Origin of the sequence: Microlunatus aurantiacus (assembly GCF_039536605.1) — a bacterium.
In the GTDB taxonomy this organism is placed as follows: Bacteria; Actinomycetota; Actinomycetes; order Propionibacteriales; family Propionibacteriaceae; genus Microlunatus; species Microlunatus aurantiacus.
In genome coordinates this window covers 285,938-305,555 of sequence record NZ_BAAAYX010000004.1, presented here as the reverse complement: position 1 = coordinate 305,555, position 19,618 = coordinate 285,938, and the positions used below count along the sequence as shown (strand labels likewise).

The following is a 19,618-nucleotide window of genomic DNA, read 5'->3' as shown; positions in this document are numbered from 1 at the left end:
CACTGACCTGGTGGTCGACAGCGGCTCTGGGCTCGGCGCACTGACGGAGGTCGTCCGGACCCGGGTGGCGCAGCTCCTGGGTCCGCGCGCCGCGCGGGACCTCGAGGTCCTGCAGACCTCGGCCGCCGGGGCCGTGGTGCGCGTGCGGACCCACGGCACCGCCGAGGGAGCCGTCCTCAAGGTGGCGCCGCGGCCGGGGGCCGCCGACGGTAGGGACGTCGACTTCCGGCGGACGGCGGCCGTGATCGGCCTGGCCCGCGGGGCGGGTGTGCCGGCGCCCAGGGTGCTGAGCGTGGACACGTCGGGCGGCGACGAAGCGTGGCAGTCCCTGCTGCTGGAGCACGTGCCCGGCCGGCCGTGGCGCCAGGTCCGGCCGGAGCTCGACGCGGGGGGCGTGGACACCGCCCAGCGGGAGATCGCGGAGGTGTTGTCGGCCATCCAGGCGATCACGTTCGACGGCTTCGGCGAGCTCGACGGGGGCGCCCGGCCGACGGGCGTGTCGTTGCTGGCGGCCCTGACCCGCCGGGCCGATCGGATCCTGCTTCCCGGTGACCGAGAGTCCTTCCTCGCGGCGCTCGCCTCCCGCGAGCACCTCTTCGCCGCTGCTCCGGGGCTCCCCGTGCTGGTCCACGACGACCTGCATCACGCGAACATCCTGTTCGACCGCCGCGGAGACCGCTGCAAGCTGTCCGGCGTCATCGACTGGGACAAGGCCTGGGCCGGTCCCGCCGAGTCCGACCCCGCACGGATGGCGTTCTGGGACGGCATGACCGGACGCGGTTTCTGGGAGGTCTACCGCCGTGCCGCCTCGGTGCCGGCCGGGTGGCAGGAGCGCGCCCGACTCCTCCAGCTGCTGTGGTGCCTGGAGTACGACGACGGCAGCGCCCGCCACGCCCACGACACCGCCCGTGCGTGGGATCGCCTGACCTGACCCCGGTCGTCGGCGACCCGATCGCGGCCACGACCTCGGCGCAGCGGTGATACTGGAACGATGCTCCACCGCCATCCCGTGCTCAGCCTGCTGACCGGGGGGTACCTGGCGATCGTCGCCTGGCTCACCCTCACCCCGCAGGCGTACGCCGCCGAGCGCATCGCGATCATCTACCGCCTGCTCGACGCGTTCCACCGGCGCGGCTACCTGCTGAGCATCGACGACCACCGGTTGGAGTTCGCAGCCAACATCGCCTTGTTCGTCCCGGTCGGGGTCTTCCTGCTGCTGCTGTTCGGCCACCGGCTGTGGTGGTTGGCGCTGGCCGCGTCGTTCGCGATGACCACGGCCATCGAGACGGTTCAACGGTTCATCCCCGGCCGGGTCTCCGACGAGCGCGACCTGGTGGCGAACGGGACCGGGGCGGTGATCGGGGTCCTGGTCGCCCTGGTCCTCACCGCTCCCGCGGCGCTCCGCCGCCGACGCCGTCGCAAGGCCCGGGCCGGGCGGACCGCCCGGGTGGCGGCCGGTTGACGTCGTCGCCGGACCACCGGGTGCGACCGGCGATCGACCCGGGTCGGGCCAGGCTCAGCCTGCTGGCGGTGGGGGCCGCGGCCGCCTTCGGCCTGGTCCATGCGGCTTTCAGCGCGTACTGGGCGATCGGCGGCGACTGGCTCCTGCGCACCGTCGGCGCCTGGGCGGTCGGTCTGCGGGACGACTCGCCGACCGCCGCGGCCCTCGGGCTCGGCGCCGTCGCCCTGGTCAAGGCGGTGGCGGCCGTCGTGCCCGTCCTGGTGGCGTACGGACGACTGCCCTGGCGCCCGCTCTTGCGGGCGGTGAGCTGGGTCGGTGGCGGCTTCCTGATCCTGTACGGCGGCGTGAACGTCGTGGTCAGTGGGGCGGTGCTGGCGGGTCTGATCACCCCCGACGGCGGCTTCGACCGGCCGGCCATGATCGGTCACGCCTTCCTGTGGGACCCGCTGTTCGCCCTGTGGGGGGCGGCCCTGGTCGTCTCCCTGGCCCTCAGCCGGACGGGCGAGCCGCGGGATCGCTGACCCCGAGCTCCTCGGGTCGCTGACCCCGCCCGTGCGCCCGGGCGGGTGGTTACGCTCAGGCGTGCGCTCGCTGATGATCACCGTCGCCGACGGCACCCGGCTCCACGTCGGCGCGACCGGCGAGGGTCCCGACGTCCTCGTGCTGACCGGCGGACCGGGTTGCGTGCAGTACCTGGAGGACGACGCCCTCGCGCCCGACGGCTTCCGGGTCTGGTATCCCGAGCCGCGGGGTGTCGGGCGCTCCGGCGGCGGGGCCCACACGATGGAGCAGGCCCTTGCGGACCTCGAGGCGATCCGACGGCACCTGGGTGTCCGGCGCTGGGTCGTGCTGGGGCACTCGTGGGGTTCCGACCTGGCCGTCCGGTACGCCGTCGAGCACCCCGACGCCGTCGCGGCCGTCGTCGGCATCGCCGGCAGGGGACCGCAGCGGGACCGCTCCTGGTCGGAGGTCTACGAAGCCGGCAAGGAGTCCGAGCCGGCGGTCGAGATCGCCTGGAGCCGGGAGGTCCACGGCTCGCTGGGTGCCTCCTTCCGGGAGTGGATCCAGCACCCCGACCTGTGGCGCGGTCTGGCGGACTGCCGTACGCCGATGCACTTCATCGCGGCCGGCGACGACATCCGGCCCAGCTGGCCCCTCCGGCAGCTCGCCGCCCTGGTGCCGGGCGGGAGCTTCTCGACGGTGCCCGGGGTGCCGCACGACTTCTGGTCGACCCACCCGCCGACCTGGACCGCTACGGTCACCCGGGCCTGCGTGGAGGCTGCCCGGGGGTGACGCCGGAGGCGGCCTCTCGATCGTCCGTGCGTCATCCGCAGCTCGACCTGCGCACTTGACCGGCGTGTCGGGGCGGATCCGGCCAGGTCGAGCTGCGTTCGACGCACCGTCGGCCGGGTCGTGGCCGGGGTCACAGCGTCTGCCTGTCACAGATCCCGTGCTCGGACGGTCCTGTGGGTGAGAGGCAACAGGAGGAGGATCCATGGTCAAGGTGCTGGTGGTCGGTGGCGGGTACGCGGGGTTCTACACGGCGTGGGGGCTGGAACGCCGGCTGAAGCCGGGCGAAGCCGAGGTGACGGTGATCGACCCGCGGCCGTACATGACCTATCAGCCGTTCCTCCCCGAGGTGGCGGCCGGCTCGGTCGAGGCCCGGTTCGCGGCGGTCTCGCTCCGCAGCCACCTGCACCGGACCACGATCATCGCCGGCTCGGTGACGTCGATCGACCACGCCGCGCGGACGGCGTACGTGAGGACCCCTGACGACGAGCTCACCGTGACCTACGACGTGATCGTGGTGACGGCCGGAGCGGTGACCCGCACCCTGCCCATTGCGGGCGTCGCCGGCCACGGCATCGGGTTGAAGCACGTCGAGGAGGCGGTGGCCGTCCGGGACCGGTTGCTGGTCGCCTTCGACCGGGCGTCCGGGCTGCCGGCCGGTCCCGAGCGTCAGCGGCTGCTCACCGTGACGGTGGTGGGCGGCGGGTTCACGGGCGTGGAGGGCTTCGGCGAGCTGCTGTCCCTGGCCACGTCGCTGCTGGACCGCTATCCCGGGCTCGGCTTCGAGGACCTGCGGTTCCACCTGGTCGAGGCCAGCGGCCGGATCCTGCCGGAGGTGTCGCAGCAACCGGGGGAGTGGGTGGTCCGCTCCCTGCAGCGACGCGGCGGGCGGGTCCACCTGAACACCTTCCTGCTGTCCGCCGAGGACGGTCACGTGGTGCTGTCGGACGGGGACGAGTTCGACTCCGGGTTGATCGTCTGGACGGCCGGCAACGCGGCCAACCCGGTGGTGGCCACCCACACCGACCTGCCGGTGAACGCGCGCGGTCAGGTCGTGGTCCGTCCCGATCTGCGGATCGGGACCGCCGAGGAGCCGGTGGCCGACGCCTGGGCCGCCGGTGACAACGCCGCCGTGCCCGACCTCAGCGTCAACCGGCCGGGAGCGCTGACGGTGCCGAACGCCCAGCACGCCGTCCGGCAGGGTCGGCTGCTGGCTCGCAACATCGTGGCCACCCTGCGCGGCCGGGACCCGAAGCCGTACGTGCACCACAACCTGGGCGTCGTCGCCACCCTCGGTCTGGGACGGGGGATCTTCCAGTCCGGCCCGGTGGTCGTCAAGGGCTTCCCGGCCTGGGTGATGCACCGCGGCTACCACGCCCTGGCCGTGCCCACCTGGGAGCGCAAGATCCGCGTGCTGCTCGGCTGGCTGCCGCCGCTGGTCTTCGGTCGCGACATCGTCTCGTTGCAGTCGGTCCAGCACCCCCGCGACGCCTTCGTCGCCGCCCAGGCCGCGCAGTCGGAGCGGTGACCCGTGGTCACCCGGCGGACGGCCCGGTGGCGGCGTCGGGTCCAGCCGACCACCTGGTCGCTGCTGTGGGGGACCGTGTCGGCCGGCTGCTTCGTCGCGCTGCTGATCACCGGCGTGATCTTGATGGTGTTCTACGACGCCTCCGGTGACCTGATCACCTACGGCGGCAGCTATGCCCTGCTGCGGGGGACGGCGATGTCGCGCGCGTTCGCGTCGACGCTGTGGCTGTCCTTCGACGTGCCCGGGGGCCTGCTCCTCCGGCAGGCCCACCACTGGGCCGCCCTGCTGCTGCCGGCCTCGTTGCTGCTGCAGCTGGCCGGCGCGTTCTTCACCGCCGCCTTCCGCCGCCCGCGGCGGGGGATCTGGGTGCTCACCGTCGGCGCCTTCCTGGTCGTCCTGGTCTGCGGCTGGAGCGGGTACGGCCTGCCCGACGACGACCTGTCCGGCACCGGTCTGCGGATCGTGCAGGGGACGACCCTGGCCGTGCCGTTCGTCGGAACCTGGCTGACCTCGGTCCTGTTCGGTGGGGAGTTCCCGGGCCGGATCATCGAGCACCTCTACCTCGTCCACCTGCTGGCGTCGGCCGTGGCCCTCGGTCTGGTGGTGCTCCGGCTGCGCGCGGCCTGGCGGCTCGGCCCGGTGCAGCTGCCGGGTCCCGGGCGCACCGCCGACCGGGTGGTCGGACTCCCGGTCTGGCCGCAGGCCGTAGTGCGGGTCGCCGGCCTGTTCTCCGTCACCCTCGGGGTGATCACGCTGATGGCCGGGACACTGACCATCAGCCCGGTCTGGCGCTACGGCCCGTCGTCGCCGGGCAACGCGTACGCCGGCAGCCAGCCGGACTGGTACACCGCCTTCCTCGACGGCGCGCTCCGGCTGGTACCCCCGGGCTGGGAGGTGGTCGTCGCCGGCCGCACCTGGACCCTCGCCCTCCTCGTTCCCCTGGCCGCCATCGGCCTGTTCTTCACCCTGCTCCTGCTGTGGCCGTACGCGGAGGAACGGCTGACAGACGACCGGACCGACCACCAGCTGCTCGAGCGACCCCGGGACAACCCGGTCCGCACCGGCCTGGGGGCGGCCGGAATCAGCTTCTACGGCGCCCTGTGGGCGGCGGGGAGCGCCGACATTCTCGCCACCGAGTTCGCGGTGTCCTTCGAGAGCGTCCTCTGGGTCCTGCGGGCCGTGGTGCTGGCGGGGCCGGTGGTCGCCTACCTGCTCGCCGTGGGGGTCTGCCGCGCCCTCCGCACCACCGAGACGGAGCGGGAGCGTCACGGGATCGAGACCGGCGCGATCGTCCGACTCCCCAGCGGCGGCTACGTCGAGCTGTCCGAACCACGCGGGAACACACCGCCCGGTCTCGGTGAGGTGGCACCGGCGGCCACCGAGCCGCGGGCTCTGGTCGGCTCGCCGCCACCATGACACCGCTCGTGATGCGACACCGGTGATCGTCCCCGATCGGGCGGGGAAGCCACGGGAATGGCCTAGCATCGCCATCGTGTCGGACCCGGCTGCCGAGAGCTCGCTCGTCGACGCCGCGGAGGTGTTCGGCTCCGTCCGGCCCCGCCTGTTCGGCATCGCCTACCGGATGCTGGGCAGCTGGACCGAGGCCGAGGACGTGGTCCAGGACGCCTGGCTGCGGTGGCAGAACACCGACCGCACGGTCGTCCAGAACCCGGGCGCCTTCCTCGCCACCACGACCACCCGACTGGCCCTCAACGTCGCCCAGTCCGCCCGGGCCCGCCGGGAGACCTACATCGGCCCGTGGCTGCCCGAACCCGTCGACACCAGCGCCGACCCCACCATCGGGGCCGAGCGCGACCAGGCGGTCGAGCTCGCCGTGCTGTTCCTGCTGGAGAAGCTGACCCCGACGGAGCGGGCCGCCTACATCCTGCGCGAGTCGTTCGGCTACGCGTACGCCGAGATCGCCGACATCCTGCAGACCGGGCAGGCGAACGCGCGGCAGCTGGTCAGCCGCGCCCGCAAGCACCTCGACGACGACCACCGCGAGCCGGTCGACCCGGCCACCCACCGGCAGCTGCTCGAGGCGTTCCTGCGGGCCGCCCAGAGCGGTGACCTGGAAGCCCTGGAGCGACTGCTCGCCGCGGACGTGGTCAGCTACACCGACGGCAACGGCGCCCGCCAGGCCGCCCGGGTGCCGGTGGTCGGACGCCGTCGCGTCGCCGCCCTGCTGGTGGCCTTCCAGCCGCGCTTCTGGCCGGGCGCCCGCACCGAGTGGGTCGACGCCAACGGCCAGGTCGGTGTCCTCATCCTCTCCGGCGACACGCCCCTGGGTCTGCTCACGCTGAGGGCCTCCGCGGAGGGCATCGACCAGCTGCAGTGGCAGCTGAACCCGACCAAGATCGCCGCCTTCCTGAGGTCCGCGAACCGCTTCGGCTGAACGCCTCGGGCCCGGCGGCCGGGGGTGTCACAACCGCGTCGCCTGTCCGGTCCTGGTAGTGAACCCACCACCGGAGGAGCACCCATGAAGATCGTGATCATCGGCAACGGACTGATCGGCAGCCAGCTCGCCACCCGTCTCGCTGACGCCGGTCACGACGTGTCCGCGCTCGGTCGAGGGGACGGGATCGACACCACCACCGGTGAGGGTCTGGACCGCGTCCTGGTCGGCGCCGAGGTCGTGGTCGATCTCACCAACTCCCCGTCCTGGGCCGACGACGACGTCCTCGCCTTCTTCCGCGACTCCAGCACGCATCTGCTGGCCGCCGGACGCGCCGCCGGGGTCGGCCACCACGTGATCTTGTCCATCGTCGGCGCCGACCTGCTGCCCGACGCCGGCTACCTGCGGGCCAAGGTCGCCCAGGAGCAGCTGGTGCAGTCCGGTCCGCTTCCCTTCACGATCGTCCGGTCCACCCAGTTCTTCGAGTTCGTCCCCGGCATCGCCGACGCGGCCACCGTCGGGGACACGGTCCACGCCACCCCCGGCCGGCTGCAGCCGATCGCCTCCAGCGACGTGGTGACCCACCTGGCCGAGGTCGTCGCCGGACCGGCGCAGAACGCCACCGTGGAGATCGCCGGTCCCGAGCCGCTCGGCATCGACGAGCTCGTCCGCCGGCTCTTCGCCACCACCGGTGACGGGAGGGCGGTGCTCACCGATCCGCACGCCACCTACTTCGGCGCCGAGATCGACGACCAGCTGATCCCCGCCCCGGGGGCCGACGCCTGGATCGCGCCCGCCGCGTACGGCACCTGGCTCGGTTCGACGGGCAGCCGCCGGGCGAGCTGACCGCCGACCGGAACTGCCTACCGACGGGCGACTTCCCGGCGGCTGGCACGCGCCGGACCGTCTGCGGGTCGCCGGTCGGTGGGCTCTACGATCGCGGAGCGAGCGGCGCCCACCGCCGGGGTCCGCAGAGAGGATCGGTCGATGTACTTCATCGTGGTCAAGTTCCCGGTCAAGCCGGAGCACGCCGACACCTGGATGGAGCGGGTCACGCCGTTCACCGAAGCCACCCGGGCCGAGCCCGGCAACCTGTGGTTCGAGTGGTCGCGCAGCGTCGAGGACCCGAACGAGTTCATCCTGGTCGAGGCCTTCACCGACGACGGAGCCGGTCCGCACGTCACCAGCGAGCACTTCCGACAGGCCGTGATCGACCTCCCGCCGGGGCTGGCCCACACCCCGAAGATCGTCAGCCGCCAGGTCGACGGCGACGGCTGGGACGCGATGGGGGAGATGCAGGTCGACTGAGGCTGTGCCCAGCGCGGGAAGGGAGAACGGGATGGAGTGGACCTTCGAGGGGCCGGTGATCTACTGGCGTGGCCCGGCGCCGTTCTACTTCGTGGCCCTGACCGAGGAGGTGCTGGACGACCTCACTCCGGTGGCCAACGAGCTGACGTACGGCTGGGGCTGCATCCCGGCCACCGCGACGATCGGCGACACCGAGTTCACCACCTCGCTGTTCCCGAAGGACGGCGGCTTCCTGCTGCCGGTCAAGGTCGCCGTCCGCCGGGCCGAGGGCGTCGACGAGGGAGACGTGGTCTCGGTCGAGCTGGCGGTCGCCGGCTGACCCGGTCGGGGCACCGGCCCCAGGGCCCGGCCGGTCAGAGGGCGAGATGCGTCGGCCGACCGGCCACCAGCGTCGCGGCCACGGTGCGCGAGCGCAGGTGTCGGGCCACCGCCGCGCTGTCGCCCACCTGCCGGCACGGGTCGTCGTCGAGCAGCACCAGATCGCCACGACCACCGAGCGCCAGGGTCGTCTGCCCGTCGGTGCTGGCCGCCAGTGCCTCGCCGACACTCAGCGACTCCGCCGCGTTCCAGGGTTCCCGGCCGTCGGCGCTGCGGTGCACCGCGGCGGCCAGGGCGAGCCAGGGGTCGAGCGGTGCGACGGGCGCGTCGGAGCCCAGGGCGAGGTCCACTCCGGCGTCGCGTAGCGACCGGAACGGGAAGCAGCGGTCGGACCGGTCGGGCCAGCACACCGCTGTGACATCCCGGTCGTCCCAGAGGTGCGCGGGCTGCACGCTGGCCCGGAGCCCCAGTGCCGCCAGCCGGGGGACGTCGGCAGCCCGGATCAGCTGGGCGTGCTCGATCCCGCCCCGGGCCGAGGCCTGCTCGAAGGCGGTCAGCGCGGTGGCGACGGCGGCATCCCCGATGGCGTGCAGGGCCACCTCCAGCCCGTGGTCGTGCGCCCGGGTCAGCAGCGCGACCAGCTCGGCCAGGTCGTAGTTGGGGAGACCGGCGGCCTGCGTGTCGTCGGGGGCGGCGTCGGCGTACGGCTGGCAGCAGTGAGCGGTGCGGGTGTTGAGGGAACCGTCGGAGATGATCTTCAGCGGCCCCATGGTGACCAGGCCCCCGGTGCCGGCCAGAGGGTCACCGGTCCGCAGACCGGCCGCGATGACGGCGTCCAGGCCGTCGGGATAGACCGCCGGGCGCACGCGCAGCTGGTCGACCCCCCGGGCGAACCGCTCCGGCCAGTCGCGGTACCCGTACGCCAGCTCGAAGTCGGTGATGCCGACCACGCCGTGGGCGGCCGCGTCGGCCACCGCCCGCGCGATGGCTGCGGCGTCGTCGGTCAGCCGACCGGCCAGCTCGGTGACCGCCGGCATCAGCGCGAACCACGGGTTCTCCGCCAGCGCCCCCTCGGCCGGCGCCACGCCGAGCAGCCGGAACGCGGCCGAGCTCAGCCAGCCGTTGTGTGCGTCGCCGCTGGTCAGGATCACCGGGTGGTCGCCGGCCGCCGCGTCGAGCAGGGCGACCGTCGGCGGCTCGGGCCAGACGGCCGAGCGGTAGCCGTAGCCGAAGATCACCGTGTCCGGGGCGGGCAGGGTCGCGGCGTGGGCCCGCACCAGCGCGGCGACGTCCGCCGCCGAGCGAGCCGCCCCGACGTCCAGCCGGGTGCGGGTCTGGGCCCACTGGCGCAGGTGCACGTGCGCGTCCCACAGCCCCGGGATGGCCCAGCGACCGGCCGCGTCGATCACCCGGACGTCGCCGTCGCCGTCGGCGAAGGCGTCTCCGGGGTCCAGGTGCGGGGCGACGGCGGACACGCGGCCGCCGGTGATGAGCAGGTCGACCGGCTCGGCCCCGGAGGGGACCGACACACCGCCGACCTCGACCAGCCGCGCTCGACGGACCAGGGTGCCGGCTGAAGGGGCCGAGGTTCCGGTCACTCTCTCTCCTCTGCGTGCTGCTCTCGAGAACCGACAGCCGTTCTGCCCACCAGGGAACGATCCTCACCGATGACGGTGACGATTCCACACCCGGGCTTCGGCAAGGGCTCCTCGACGACGCCGACCTCAGGTCGGTGAGCGGCGCCGAGGGGGGCTGAGGCAGGATCGGCGGCATGACCGAGACGCCGCAGACCGCTTCCGCCCACCGGGTCGACTCCGAGGTCGGGAAGCTCCGCAAGGTGCTGGTCTGCGCACCCGGGCTGGCCCACGAGCGGCTGACGCCCACCAACTGTGACGACCTGCTGTTCGACGACGTCCTGTGGGTCGACAAGGCCACCCGTGACCACGCGGACTTCATGACCTCGATGACCGAGCGCGGCGTCGAGGTGCTCGAGCTGCACGACGTGCTGGCCGAGACGCTGGCGCTGCCCACCGGGCGCGCCTGGCTGCTGGACCGGAGGATCACGGCCAACCAGGTCGGGATCGGGCTGGTCACCGACACCCGGGCCTTCCTCGACGCGCTCAGCCCGCAGGAGCTGGCCCGCTACCTGATCGGCGGCATGTCCACCCACGACCTGCCTGCCGACCTCCGTCCCGGCTACCTCGCCCTGGCCCGGGAGTCGGGTGGCGTGACCGAGTACCTGCTGCCGCCGCTGCCCAACACGCTGTACACCCGCGACACCAGCTGCTGGATCTACGGCGGCGTGACCCTGAACCCGCTGTTCTGGCCGGCCCGCCAGAACGAGACGCTGCTGATGAAGGCGATCTACGGGTTCCACCCCGATTTCGTCGGCGCGCAGGTCTGGTGGGGCGACCCGGAGGTCGACTGGGGCCTGGCCACGCTGGAGGGCGGGGACGTGCTGGTGCCCGGCAACGGGGTGGTGCTGATCGGGATGAGCGAGCGCACGTCCCGGCAGGCGATCACCCAGGTCGCCGTACGGCTCTTCGAGCAGGGCGCGGCGGACAAGGTGATCGTGGCCGGGATGCCGAAGCTGCGGGCCGCCATGCACCTGGACACTGTCTTCACCTTCGCCGACGTCGATTGCGTGACCAGCTACCCCGACATCGTCGACGGCATCCACACCTTCACGCTCTACCCCTCCGACACCGATCCGGGCGTCGAGGTGGTCGAGGAGCCCAAGCCGTTCACCGACGTCGTCGCCCAGGCCCTCGGGCTGCCGAAGCTGCGGGTGGTGGAGACCGGTGGCAGCCGCTACGACGTCCAGCGTCAGCAGTGGGACAGCGGGAACAACCTGGTCGCCATCGAGCCGGGCGTCGTCTACGCGTACGACCGGAACACCTACACCAACACGCTCCTCCGGCAGGCCGGCGTCGAGGTGATCACCATCGACGGCGCCGAGCTCGGTCGCGGTCGTGGCGGCGGCCACTGCATGACCTGCCCGCTGATCCGCGACGCCGTCTCGTACTGACCCGCCCTCCGCCGCACGCCCCACCGCCGGATCTGCTCGGGTTTGTCGGGTCTGCTCGATCTATAGACCGAGCAGACCCGACGAACCCGAGCAGCGCTGGGGTGGGCCTGCTGCCTGTGGGTTGGCTGAAGAGCTCGGGCACGGGTCGGCGCCGCGAGGCACAATGACGCGCATGGCGGCGTCCCGGATCCTGGTGGTGGAGGACTCCGACGCCATCCGCCTGTCGGTCGCCGCGGTGCTGCGCGGGCAGGGGTACGAGGTCACCGAGCGTCCCGACGGCCGTGATCTGGAGGCGGTGCTCGGGCAGACCGCACCCGATGTGGTGGTGCTCGACGTGATGCTGCCCGGCCGTGACGGCTTCGAGCTGCTGGAGGTCATCGGCCGGACGGGCGACGCCGCGGTGATCATGCTGACCGCCCGCGACACGACGGCGGACCGGGTCCGCGGTCTGGGGTCGGGGGCCGACGACTACCTGGTCAAGCCGTTCGCCATGGTCGAGCTGGTGGCGCGGGTCGCAGCGGTGCTGCGCCGCAGCCGACCGGCCGGTGGCACGGTCCGGGTGGGTGCGCTGGAGCTGGACGACGACCTGGTCCGGGTGTCATCGGCTGACCACCCCGTCCAGCTGACCGAGACGGAGCGGCGGGTGCTCGCGTACCTCGTCGGTCACCGGGAGCAGGTCGTCAGCAAGACCCAGATCCTCACCGCCGTGTGGGGGTACGACGGGTTCGCCGACAACCTGGTCGAGGTCAACGTCTCGACCCTGCGTCGCAAGCTCGAGGCCCAGGGACAGGACCGGGTCCTGCACACCGTCCGCGGACGCGGCTACCGGCTCTCGGCGACCGGGTGAGGACCGGTCCGATCTCCCTGCGCGCCAGGGTGACCCTGGCGGTGATCGCCGTGCTGGCAGTCGTGCTGACGGCGCTGGGGATCGCCGTCCAGACGGTCTTCGTCGGACAGTCCGAACGTGCGCTGGAGTCGACCCTGGCCGGCCGGGTCCAGCTCGGTCGCCAGCTCGCCCGGGCCGGCGTGGGACCCCAGCAGATCGTCAACCGGGTCAGCACCGAGGGTGTGACGGCGACCCTGCAGACCCGGAACGGGATGCTGTACGGCACCGGGGTCACCGCCGGGCCGCGGACCCGGACCGTCTCGGCCACCCTGAACGGCACCGGTCGCGTCGCGGGCGCCACGCTGACCGTCGCCGTCGACACCACTCTGGTCGATCAGGCCCGGGATCGGCTGCGCCGCGTGCTGGTGACGGCGTCGCTGGCTGCTCTGCTGATCAGTGCCGCGCTGCTCACGGTCATCGTGCGCTGGTCGCTCCGACCGCTGGCCGGGGTGTCCGGGCTGGCCCGCCGGATCACCGCGGGGCAGCGCGGAGAGAGGTTGCGGCCCGACCGGACCGACACCGAGATCGGCCAGACCGCGGCGGCGCTGGACGAGATGCTCGACGAGCTGGAGGGCGCCGAGGCGCGGGCCAGGCTGGCCGACGAACGCAGCCGCCGGTTCCTGGCCGACGCCGCCCACGAGCTGCGGACCCCGGTGACCGGGATGCGCGCCGCGGCCGAGTCGTTGCTGCACGCCGGGCCCTCGCTGACGCCGGAGGACCGGCAGCAGCTGGAGGCGCTGGTCGTCCGGGAGGCGAGCCGTACGGGTCGGTTGGTCGCCGACCTGCTGGCCGTCGCCCGGCTCGACGCGGGGGACCCGGTCCGGCCACGGGTGCCGACGGACCTGGCTGTGGTGGCGGCGGAGGAGCTGGCTCGCCTCGCCGTGACCCACCCGGCCGTACGAGGGACGTTGGCCGGTTCGGGCGCCGGGACCGGGGTCACGGTGCTGGCAGATCCCGAGCAGGTGGCCGGCACCATCGGCAACCTGCTGGACAACGCCGTCCGGGCCGCCGGTCCGACCGGGGAGGTCACCCTCACGGTGCACGCACGGGCTGACGGCGTCTGCGTCGACGTGCTCGATTCGGGGCCGGGCGTGCCCGAGGCCGACCGCGAACGCGTCTTCGAGCGGCTGGTCCGGCTCGACGCCGATCGCTCCCAGCCGGCGGGCGGCTCCGGGCTCGGGCTGGCCATCGCCCGCGGCTACGCCCGTGCCCACGGTGGAGATGTTCGCTGCCTGGAACCGCCGCCCGGTGGGGGCGCCCTGTTCCGACTGACCCTGCCCGCCCTCGGGCCGGGCACCGCCGAGCCGGATGCCACCCAGACCCTTCCACCCCACCCCACCAACCGCTGACGCCCTCTTTCACTGCGCGACGCCCCCGTTGCGGAGGGTGCGTGGGTGAGTGAAAGGGGGCGTCAGCGGGGTGGGTCAGGCGAACAGGCCGTCCACCCGCTGCTCCCAGCCGTCCAGCACCGGCCCTGGCTCGGCCCCCAGCACCGAGCCGAGCAGGCTGGCGTACACGGACCGGAAGTCCAGTCCCGCCCGGAGATCGCCGTCATCGAGGTCGGTCAGACTCGGCTCGGTGCCGTGGAAGCCACCGGTGACCCCGCGGCCGAGGACGAACACCGGTCCGGCCGTGCCGTGGTCGGTGCCGTCGCTGGCGTTCGCGGTGACCCGCCGGCCGAACTCGGAGTAGACGGTGGTGACGACCTGACGGCCGCGGTCGGTGGTGGCCAACCGGGCCTGGAAGGTGGACAGGGCGCGGTCGAGCTCGGTGAGCAGCCGCTGCTGGGTGCCGCGCTCGTCGGAGTGCGTGTCGAACCCGCCCAGCGACACCGAGTAGACCCGGGTCGGCACCCCCAGCTCGATCAGGGAGGCGACCAGGTCGAGCTGGCGGCCGAGCTCGCTCTGCCCTCCGGCCGAGGCGCCCTGGGCGTTCTCGTCCTCGTCCGGGTCCGGGGTCTGGTCGGGTGGCCTGACCGCCGGTTCGAGGGTCCTCTGGACCGCGCCGAGGTCGGCGATCGACGTCGCGGCCCGGGCCTGCCACACCCCGTCCGCCGGATCCGAGCGGCCGAGCAGACCCAGGGAGCGGCCCAGGGCGGTCCGCGGCAGCTTGATCCCGCCGATCGGCAGGGAGGCGCCGGCGATCGTCGCGCCGGCCAGCATCGGCGGGATCAGGGTGTCGAGCGAGACCGCCAGCAGGGGGTCGGTGGTGGTGGCGTCCAGCCAGCGGCCGAGCCACCCGGTGGTGGCGGCCTCGGTCGGCGCGGCGGTCTGCCAGATCGCCATCGACCGGAAGTGGCTGCGGTCCGGCTTCGGGTAGCCGACGCCGCGCAGGACGGCCAGCTCCTGGCTGCCCCACAGCTTGTGCAGCCCGGTCATCCCCGGGTTGAGCCCGAGCCCCTCGCCCAGGTCCAGGACCTCGTCGGGCCGGTACGCCAGCCCGGACCGCGCCGACGAGTAGACAGCGTCGCTGGCCGGCACGACCGTGTTGAGCCCGTCGTTGCCGCCGTACAAGGTGACCATCACGAGCACGCCCGCAGCCGGATCCAAGGGCGTACGCTCCGCCGCCGCGACCAGGTCGGTCCAGTGGATCCGGGTGGCGCCGACGGCCAGGGCGCCAGCGGCCGCCACCCCGGAGAAGGCCAGGAAACGGCGGCGGGTGACGGGGCTGACCCGGGTGCTGATCGGGCCCGCGGGCCGGTTCTCGGTCATCCTGATCTTGGTCATAAGAGGGTGTCCTTCAGCGGGAGACGACGTACTCGGGGGAGACGGCCGCCAGGGCGACGGCGTCGGCGGGGCGGTCGGCGACCGCGGCGATCGCGTCGGCGGTCCGGGCCGAGAAGGCGTCGACGCCGAGCAGGCGCCGGATCGCCTCCGTACGGTTGCGGGTCGAGGTGGAGTCGACCTCCGTGAGATCGGCCGCGCCGGCCAGGAGCCGGGCCAGGCTGAGCCGGCTCGCCGCGGCGGCGGTGGTGAGCCAGGCCCCGCCGGCGGGCCAGCCGCCCACGCTCGGCGGTCGGAACGGGACCTGACCGAGGCCGCGCAGACCGGCGATCAGGCGGGTTGTCCCGGTCTTCTCGGCCCCGGTCTCGTCGGTTCCGTCCGGCTTCTTCGACGCCTTCTTCCGGGCCGGGGCGGGCAGGCTCGACGGGACCACCCCGAGGGCGCGGGCCGTGCCGACCACCCACTCGACCGGCTGCTTGACCAGCGACGTCGCCGGGTCCCGCAGCTCAGGGGCGGCCGCGATCGCCCGCAGCGTGGCGGTCAGATCGCGCTCGGTCCCGTACGCGGCGAGGAGCCGGTCGCGGGTGGCGTCCGACGGCGGCTGGGGCCCGACCAGCCGGAACCACAGTCGGCCGATCACGAAGGTCGCGGAGGCGGGCTGGCCGAGCAGGGCGTCGACCAGCTGCTCGGCGGTGAGATCACCGGTGCGACCGAGAACTGTCTTGCTGCCGTCGTCGTGCTGCTTCGGCCGCAGCTGGGCCGCGCCGGTCTGCCGGTTCACCTTCCACCCGGTCAGGGCGCGGGCGGCCTCCTTGACGTCGGCCTCGGAGAACTGGCCGTGGCCGAGAGCGAACAGCTCCATGAACTCCCGGGCCAGGTTCTCGTTCGGGGCCTTGGCGGTGTTGTCGTTGCCGTCCAGCCAGATCAGCATCGCCGGGTCGACGATCATCGCCTGGGCCAGCGGCCCGAACGTCTCGAGAGCGTGGCTGCGGAGGGTCTCGTTCTGGTTCAGCATCAGGCCGGCCACCCGCACCTTCTGCGCGCTGGTGGCGAAGTGACGGTGCCAGAACCAGGTCAGCTTCTCCCGGGTCGGCTGCTGGACGCGCACCATCCGGTCGAGCCACCACCGGGTCGCGGTGAGCTGCTGCGCCTTGAGCGCCTGCCGGTAGACCTTCCGCTCGGCTCGGTCCGCGGTCGTCCCGGACTCCTGGTCCGCTTCGGTCGGGTCGTCCGACGGTGCGGTCTCGCCCGTTCTTCCGGCTTTGCGCTTCTTCGTCCGCTCGGGGCGGTCCGGTGGCGTCAGCCGGGGGATCGGGGTGGCCGCGGCGCCGGCGTCGGGACCGTTCGGCGCCAGCAGGGCGTCGACGGCGGCTGCGTACCCGGCCGCCTGCAGGTCGGCCAGGGCATCGCCGCCCGCCCCGAAACCGAAGCGGTCGACCAGTCGGCGTACGGATTCCGCCTCGGTGAGCTCTGCCATGACCTCAGGGTCGACCGCGGGCGTACGGACGGAAAGCGAATCGGAGCTTCCCACAGGAACCCGACAGGTCACCCGTCGCGCCGGCGCCCACCCCGAAGCATCGTCCGCAATCGGAGCTGCTCGGGTTTGTCGGTTCTGCTCGATCTATAGCCCGAGCAAGACCGACAAACCCGAGCAGACGTACGGGATGGGGGAGCGGGATCGGGGGGAGGAGGCCAGGGGCCGGGGAGCGCTGAGGCCTACCGGCCGTCGAGGTGGTCGAGCAGGCCCGGGATGGCGGCCTCGACCGAGGCGAGGGTCCGCTCGAAACCCGCTTCGGGGCCGTACCAGGGGTCGTCGATGCCCTGTCCGGGCGTGGCGTCGGGGTCGAACTCGGTCAGCAGCCGGAGGTTGTCCGCGCCCGGGGCGACGGCCCGCATCTTGGTCAGGTGGATGTCTTCCATAGCCAGCACCAGGTCGGCGTCCTCGATCTCGGAGCGGGTGATCTGGTGGGCGGCGTGACCGTCGGTCCGGTAGCCGTGCCGCCGCAGCACCTCGACAGCTCGGTCGTCGATCGGGGCGCCGATCTCCTCCCGGCTGGTCGCGGCGCTGGTGAACACGACGTCGTCCAGTCCGCGTTCGGCGGCCAGCCTCTCGGCGACCCGCTCCGCCATGGGGGAGCGGCAGATGTTGCCCCAGCAGACGAAGACGACGCTCCGGGCGCCGCCGTCAGGCATTCTCGCGCTTCTTCGTGCCGAGGATGCCGTTGACGATGAAGCTGACGATCGACACCACGATGGCGCCACCGACGGCCGTCCAGAACCCGTCGACCTGCCACCCGACGTTCAGCAGACCGGCGAGCCAGGACGTCAGCAGGAGCATCAACGCGTTGATGACGATCAGGAACAGGCCGAGGGTCAGCAGCACGAGGGGGATGGTGACGATCTGGAAGATCGGCTTCAGGATCGCGTTGACGACCCCGAAGATCAGCGCGACCACCAGCAGGGTCAGCACCTTGGAGGTCGTGTCCGACCCGCTCAGGCTGATGCCGCTGAAGATCCAGGTGGCGACGGCGAGAGCGGCCATGTTGGCCCCCAGCCGGAGAAGGAAACCCATGTCGGAGATCCTTCCACGCAGCCGCCGCCGAGCCGGTCAGGTGTCACCCGGGGATCACCCGGGTGACCCGCCGTCGGCTGCGAGCCAGCCCACCACGGCCGTTCGGGCGAGCCCGCCGAGTCAGGTCAGTCCAGGTGGCCGCGTTCGGCGTCGATGGTGGTGTCGTCCCCGTGGCCGGTCTTGACCACCGTGTCGCCGGGCAGGCTCATCAGCCGGTCCTTGATCGAGGCGACGATCAGGTCGTGGTCGCTGAAGGACCGTCCGGTGGCTCCGGGTCCGCCGTTGAACAAGGTGTCGCCGGTGAAGACCACGCCGAGGTCGGGGGAGTAGAAGCAGACCGCCCCGGGAGCGTGCCCGGGGGTGTGCAGGACCTCCAGCGCGATGTCGGCGATCGGGATCTGCTGCCCGTCGGCCAGGTCGCCGTCCGGCGGGTCGGCGTGGGTCAGTCGCCACACCGGGAGATCGGCCGGGTGCAGCAGCACCGGCGCCTCCACCGCGTGGCCCAGCTCGGGCGCGAACCGTACGTGGTCGTCGTGCGCGTGGGTGCAGAGGACCGCGATGACCCGGCGCTCGCCGACCAGCTCGAGGATCTCGCCCACGTCGTGCGGGGCGTCGATGACCACGCACTCCTCGTCGTCGCCGACCACCCATACGTTGTTGTCGACGTCGAAGGTCTGACCGTCCAGCGAGAAGGTGCCCGAGGTGATGGTGTGGTCGATCCGGGCGCGGCTCCGGTCGTCGTCGCCGTCGCTGCGGCCGTCGTCCCCGTCGCCGAGTTCTCTGGAGCTCACAGGACCACCACCGACCGGAGGACCTCGCCGCCGTGCATCTTCTCGAACGCGACGTCCACCTCGCCGATGCCGATGGTCTCGGTGACGAAGGCGTCCAGCGGCAGCCGGCCCTGCCGGTAGAGGTCGATCAGCAGCGGGAAGTCCCGGCTGGGCAGGCAGTCGCCGTACCAGGAAGACTTGAGGGAGCCGCCGCGGCCGAACACGTCCAGCAGCGGCAGCTCCAGCTGCATCTGCGGCGTCGGCACCCCGACCAGCACCACGGTGCCGGCCAGATCGCGGGCGTAGAAGGCCTGCTTGTAGGTCTCAGGCCGGCCCACCGCGTCGATCACCACGTCCGCGCCGTTGCCGTCGGTCAGGGCCTGGATGCCCTCGACGGCGTCGGTGTCCTTGGAGTTGATCGTGTGGGTGGCGCCCAGCTCGGTCGCCTTGGCCAGCTTCCGCTCGTCGATGTCGACGGCGATGATGGTCGCCGCTCCGGCCAGCCGGGCGCCGGCGATGGCGGCCACGCCGACCCCACCGCAGCCGATCACGGCCACCGAGTCGCCCCGGCCGACGTTGCCGGTGTTGATGGCCGCTCCGAGCCCGGCCATCACCCCGCAGCCGAGCAGCCCGGCCACCTCGGGTTCCGCCGCCGGGTCGACCTTGGTGCACTGGCCGGCCGCCACCAGCGTCTTGTCGATGAAGGCGCCGATGCCGAGCGCCGCCGAGAGCTCGGTGCCGTCCTCGAGCGTCATCTTCTGGGTCGCGTTGAACGTGTTGAAGCAGTACCAGGGGCGGCCGCGCTTGCAGGCCCGGCAGGTGCCGCAGACCGCCCGCCAGTTCAGGATGACGTAGTCGCCGGGCTCCAGGTCCGCCACGCCCTCGCCGACGGACTCGACGATCCCGGCGGCCTCGTGCCCGAGCAGGTACGGGTAGTCGTCGCCGATCCCGCCCTGGACGTAGTGCAGGTCGGTGTGGCACACCCCGCAGGCCTGGACCTTGACCACCGCCTCGCCGGGCCCGGGATCGGGGACGTTGATGGTCACCAGCTCGACGGGTGCGTCCTTGCTGCGCGAGATGACTCCCTGGACCTGCTGCGGCACGTTGTCCTCCTGGATGCGGGCCGTGAACGGTGTCGTCGGCCGGCGGCTGCGTGATCGGATCGTCTGTCGGGACGGTGTGGTTCGCCATCGTAGTGAGAGTCACCGACGGCTCCGTACGGGCTCGGCGCCCCGGATCGGCGGATCCGATCGACAATCGACTCGCGTTTAGCCTCGCTAACTAAGTACTCTGAAGCGGTACAACCAGCCACCTCTCAGGAATACCTGGGGACTGTCG

20 protein-coding genes are annotated in these 19,618 nt (G+C 72.7%); 13 read left to right on the top strand and 7 right to left on the bottom strand.

What is annotated here, in order from left to right:
- Positions 1-10 precede the first annotated feature (10 nt).
- The 10 genes from ABD714_RS09200 (at position 11) to ABD714_RS09155 (ending at position 8,302) form a co-directional block, all read left to right on the top strand.
- Complete coding sequence (locus tag ABD714_RS09200; RefSeq protein WP_344812020.1) at positions 11-931, top strand: phosphotransferase family protein; 921 nt, start codon at positions 11-13, stop codon at positions 929-931.
- A 60-nt stretch (positions 932-991) separates the two neighbouring features.
- Positions 992-1,462 (top strand): VanZ family protein, encoded by a 471-nt coding sequence (locus tag ABD714_RS09195; protein WP_344812019.1) that lies wholly within the window; start codon positions 992-994, stop codon positions 1,460-1,462.
- Between the two features lie 20 nt (positions 1,463-1,482).
- Positions 1,483-1,983 (top strand): DUF3995 domain-containing protein, encoded by a 501-nt coding sequence (locus tag ABD714_RS09190; protein ID WP_344812018.1) that lies wholly within the window; start codon positions 1,483-1,485, stop codon positions 1,981-1,983.
- Between the two features lie 61 nt (positions 1,984-2,044).
- On the top strand, positions 2,045-2,755 hold the full coding sequence (locus ABD714_RS09185; RefSeq protein WP_344812017.1) for an alpha/beta fold hydrolase: 711 nt from the start codon (positions 2,045-2,047) through the stop codon (positions 2,753-2,755).
- Between the two features lie 202 nt (positions 2,756-2,957).
- Positions 2,958-4,280 (top strand): NAD(P)/FAD-dependent oxidoreductase, encoded by a 1,323-nt coding sequence (locus ABD714_RS09180; RefSeq protein ID WP_344812016.1) that lies wholly within the window; start codon positions 2,958-2,960, stop codon positions 4,278-4,280.
- A gap of 3 nt (positions 4,281-4,283) precedes the next feature.
- Positions 4,284-5,696: a cytochrome b gene (locus ABD714_RS09175; protein WP_344812015.1), complete on the top strand. Its 1,413-nt coding sequence runs from the start codon at positions 4,284-4,286 to the stop codon at positions 5,694-5,696.
- A gap of 76 nt (positions 5,697-5,772) precedes the next feature.
- Entirely contained in the window at positions 5,773-6,675 is a 903-nt protein-coding gene (locus tag ABD714_RS09170) for an RNA polymerase sigma-70 factor (RefSeq protein ID WP_344812014.1), read from the top strand.
- 84 nt (positions 6,676-6,759) lie between these two features.
- Complete coding sequence (locus ABD714_RS09165; protein WP_344812013.1) at positions 6,760-7,521, top strand: SDR family oxidoreductase; 762 nt, start codon at positions 6,760-6,762, stop codon at positions 7,519-7,521.
- A 141-nt stretch (positions 7,522-7,662) separates the two neighbouring features.
- On the top strand, positions 7,663-7,983 hold the full coding sequence (locus ABD714_RS09160) for a putative quinol monooxygenase (RefSeq protein ID WP_344812012.1): 321 nt from the start codon (positions 7,663-7,665) through the stop codon (positions 7,981-7,983).
- A 31-nt stretch (positions 7,984-8,014) separates the two neighbouring features.
- Positions 8,015-8,302 carry a DUF1905 domain-containing protein gene (locus tag ABD714_RS09155; protein ID WP_344812011.1) on the top strand — a complete coding sequence of 96 codons (288 nt, stop codon included), beginning with the start codon at positions 8,015-8,017 and terminating at the stop codon, positions 8,300-8,302.
- A 34-nt stretch (positions 8,303-8,336) separates the two neighbouring features.
- Here ABD714_RS09155 and ABD714_RS09150 read toward each other — a convergent pair whose 3' ends face one another.
- Positions 8,337-9,899, bottom strand: a complete 1,563-nt coding sequence (locus tag ABD714_RS09150) for an amidohydrolase (protein ID WP_344812010.1) — start codon at positions 9,897-9,899, stop codon at positions 8,337-8,339.
- Between the two features lie 173 nt (positions 9,900-10,072).
- Here ABD714_RS09150 and ABD714_RS09145 point away from each other — a divergent pair, with 173 nt between their 5' ends.
- The 3 genes from ABD714_RS09145 to ABD714_RS09135 all read left to right on the top strand — a co-directional run bounded on the left by ABD714_RS09145 (position 10,073) and on the right by ABD714_RS09135 (position 13,564).
- A complete protein-coding gene (locus tag ABD714_RS09145; RefSeq protein WP_344812009.1) occupies positions 10,073-11,329 on the top strand; it encodes an arginine deiminase in 1,257 nt (418 codons plus the stop codon).
- A 172-nt stretch (positions 11,330-11,501) separates the two neighbouring features.
- A complete protein-coding gene (locus tag ABD714_RS09140; RefSeq protein ID WP_344812008.1) occupies positions 11,502-12,176 on the top strand; it encodes a response regulator transcription factor in 675 nt (224 codons plus the stop codon).
- Positions 12,173-13,564 (top strand): HAMP domain-containing sensor histidine kinase, encoded by a 1,392-nt coding sequence (locus ABD714_RS09135; RefSeq protein ID WP_344812007.1) that lies wholly within the window; start codon positions 12,173-12,175, stop codon positions 13,562-13,564. The genes ABD714_RS09140 and ABD714_RS09135 overlap by 4 nt, the downstream gene beginning before the upstream one ends.
- Before the next feature lie 75 nt (positions 13,565-13,639).
- Here the strand turns inward: ABD714_RS09135 and ABD714_RS09130 are convergent, their stop codons facing one another.
- From ABD714_RS09130 to ABD714_RS09105, 6 genes are all read right to left on the bottom strand, one after another.
- A complete protein-coding gene (locus tag ABD714_RS09130) occupies positions 13,640-14,941 on the bottom strand; it encodes a DUF1501 domain-containing protein (RefSeq protein WP_344812006.1) in 1,302 nt (433 codons plus the stop codon).
- Positions 14,942-14,954: 13 nt separating this feature from the next.
- Positions 14,955-16,415 carry a DUF1800 domain-containing protein gene (locus tag ABD714_RS09125; protein ID WP_344812005.1) on the bottom strand — a complete coding sequence of 487 codons (1,461 nt, stop codon included), beginning with the start codon at positions 16,413-16,415 and terminating at the stop codon, positions 14,955-14,957.
- Between the two features lie 239 nt (positions 16,416-16,654).
- Positions 16,655-17,131, bottom strand: a complete 477-nt coding sequence (locus ABD714_RS09120; RefSeq protein WP_344812004.1) for a low molecular weight protein-tyrosine-phosphatase — start codon at positions 17,129-17,131, stop codon at positions 16,655-16,657.
- Positions 17,124-17,510 (bottom strand): phage holin family protein, encoded by a 387-nt coding sequence (locus ABD714_RS09115; RefSeq protein ID WP_344812003.1) that lies wholly within the window; start codon positions 17,508-17,510, stop codon positions 17,124-17,126. The genes ABD714_RS09120 and ABD714_RS09115 overlap by 8 nt, the downstream gene beginning before the upstream one ends.
- 125 nt (positions 17,511-17,635) lie before the next feature.
- The gene (locus ABD714_RS09110) at positions 17,636-18,301 is read right to left on the bottom strand and encodes an MBL fold metallo-hydrolase (protein WP_425562365.1); all 666 of its coding nucleotides are present in this window, start codon (positions 18,299-18,301) and stop codon (positions 17,636-17,638) included.
- Positions 18,298-19,383 (bottom strand): S-(hydroxymethyl)mycothiol dehydrogenase, encoded by a 1,086-nt coding sequence (locus ABD714_RS09105; protein ID WP_344812002.1) that lies wholly within the window; start codon positions 19,381-19,383, stop codon positions 18,298-18,300. The genes ABD714_RS09110 and ABD714_RS09105 overlap by 4 nt, the downstream gene beginning before the upstream one ends.
- Positions 19,384-19,618 lie beyond the last annotated feature (235 nt).

What these genes read in the sequence shown, in the direction of transcription:
- ABD714_RS09195 (WP_344812019.1), top strand. Translation starts at nt 992, where the DNA reads ATGCTCCACCGCCATCCCGTGCTCAGCCTGCTGACCGGGGGGTACCTG.
- ABD714_RS09180 (WP_344812016.1), top strand. Translation starts at nt 2,958, where the DNA reads ATGGTCAAGGTGCTGGTGGTCGGTGGCGGGTACGCGGGGTTCTACACG.
- ABD714_RS09165 (WP_344812013.1), top strand. Translation starts at nt 6,760, where the DNA reads ATGAAGATCGTGATCATCGGCAACGGACTGATCGGCAGCCAGCTCGCC.
- ABD714_RS09160 (WP_344812012.1), top strand. Translation starts at nt 7,663, where the DNA reads ATGTACTTCATCGTGGTCAAGTTCCCGGTCAAGCCGGAGCACGCCGAC.
- ABD714_RS09155 (WP_344812011.1), top strand. Translation starts at nt 8,015, where the DNA reads ATGGAGTGGACCTTCGAGGGGCCGGTGATCTACTGGCGTGGCCCGGCG.
- ABD714_RS09145 (WP_344812009.1), top strand. Translation starts at nt 10,073, where the DNA reads ATGACCGAGACGCCGCAGACCGCTTCCGCCCACCGGGTCGACTCCGAG.
- ABD714_RS09140 (WP_344812008.1), top strand. Translation starts at nt 11,502, where the DNA reads ATGGCGGCGTCCCGGATCCTGGTGGTGGAGGACTCCGACGCCATCCGC.
- ABD714_RS09130 (WP_344812006.1), bottom strand. Translation starts at nt 14,941, where the DNA reads ATGACCAAGATCAGGATGACCGAGAACCGGCCCGCGGGCCCGATCAGC.
- ABD714_RS09125 (WP_344812005.1), bottom strand. Translation starts at nt 16,415, where the DNA reads ATGGCAGAGCTCACCGAGGCGGAATCCGTACGCCGACTGGTCGACCGC.
- ABD714_RS09120 (WP_344812004.1), bottom strand. Translation starts at nt 17,131, where the DNA reads ATGCCTGACGGCGGCGCCCGGAGCGTCGTCTTCGTCTGCTGGGGCAAC.
- ABD714_RS09115 (WP_344812003.1), bottom strand. Translation starts at nt 17,510, where the DNA reads ATGGGTTTCCTTCTCCGGCTGGGGGCCAACATGGCCGCTCTCGCCGTC.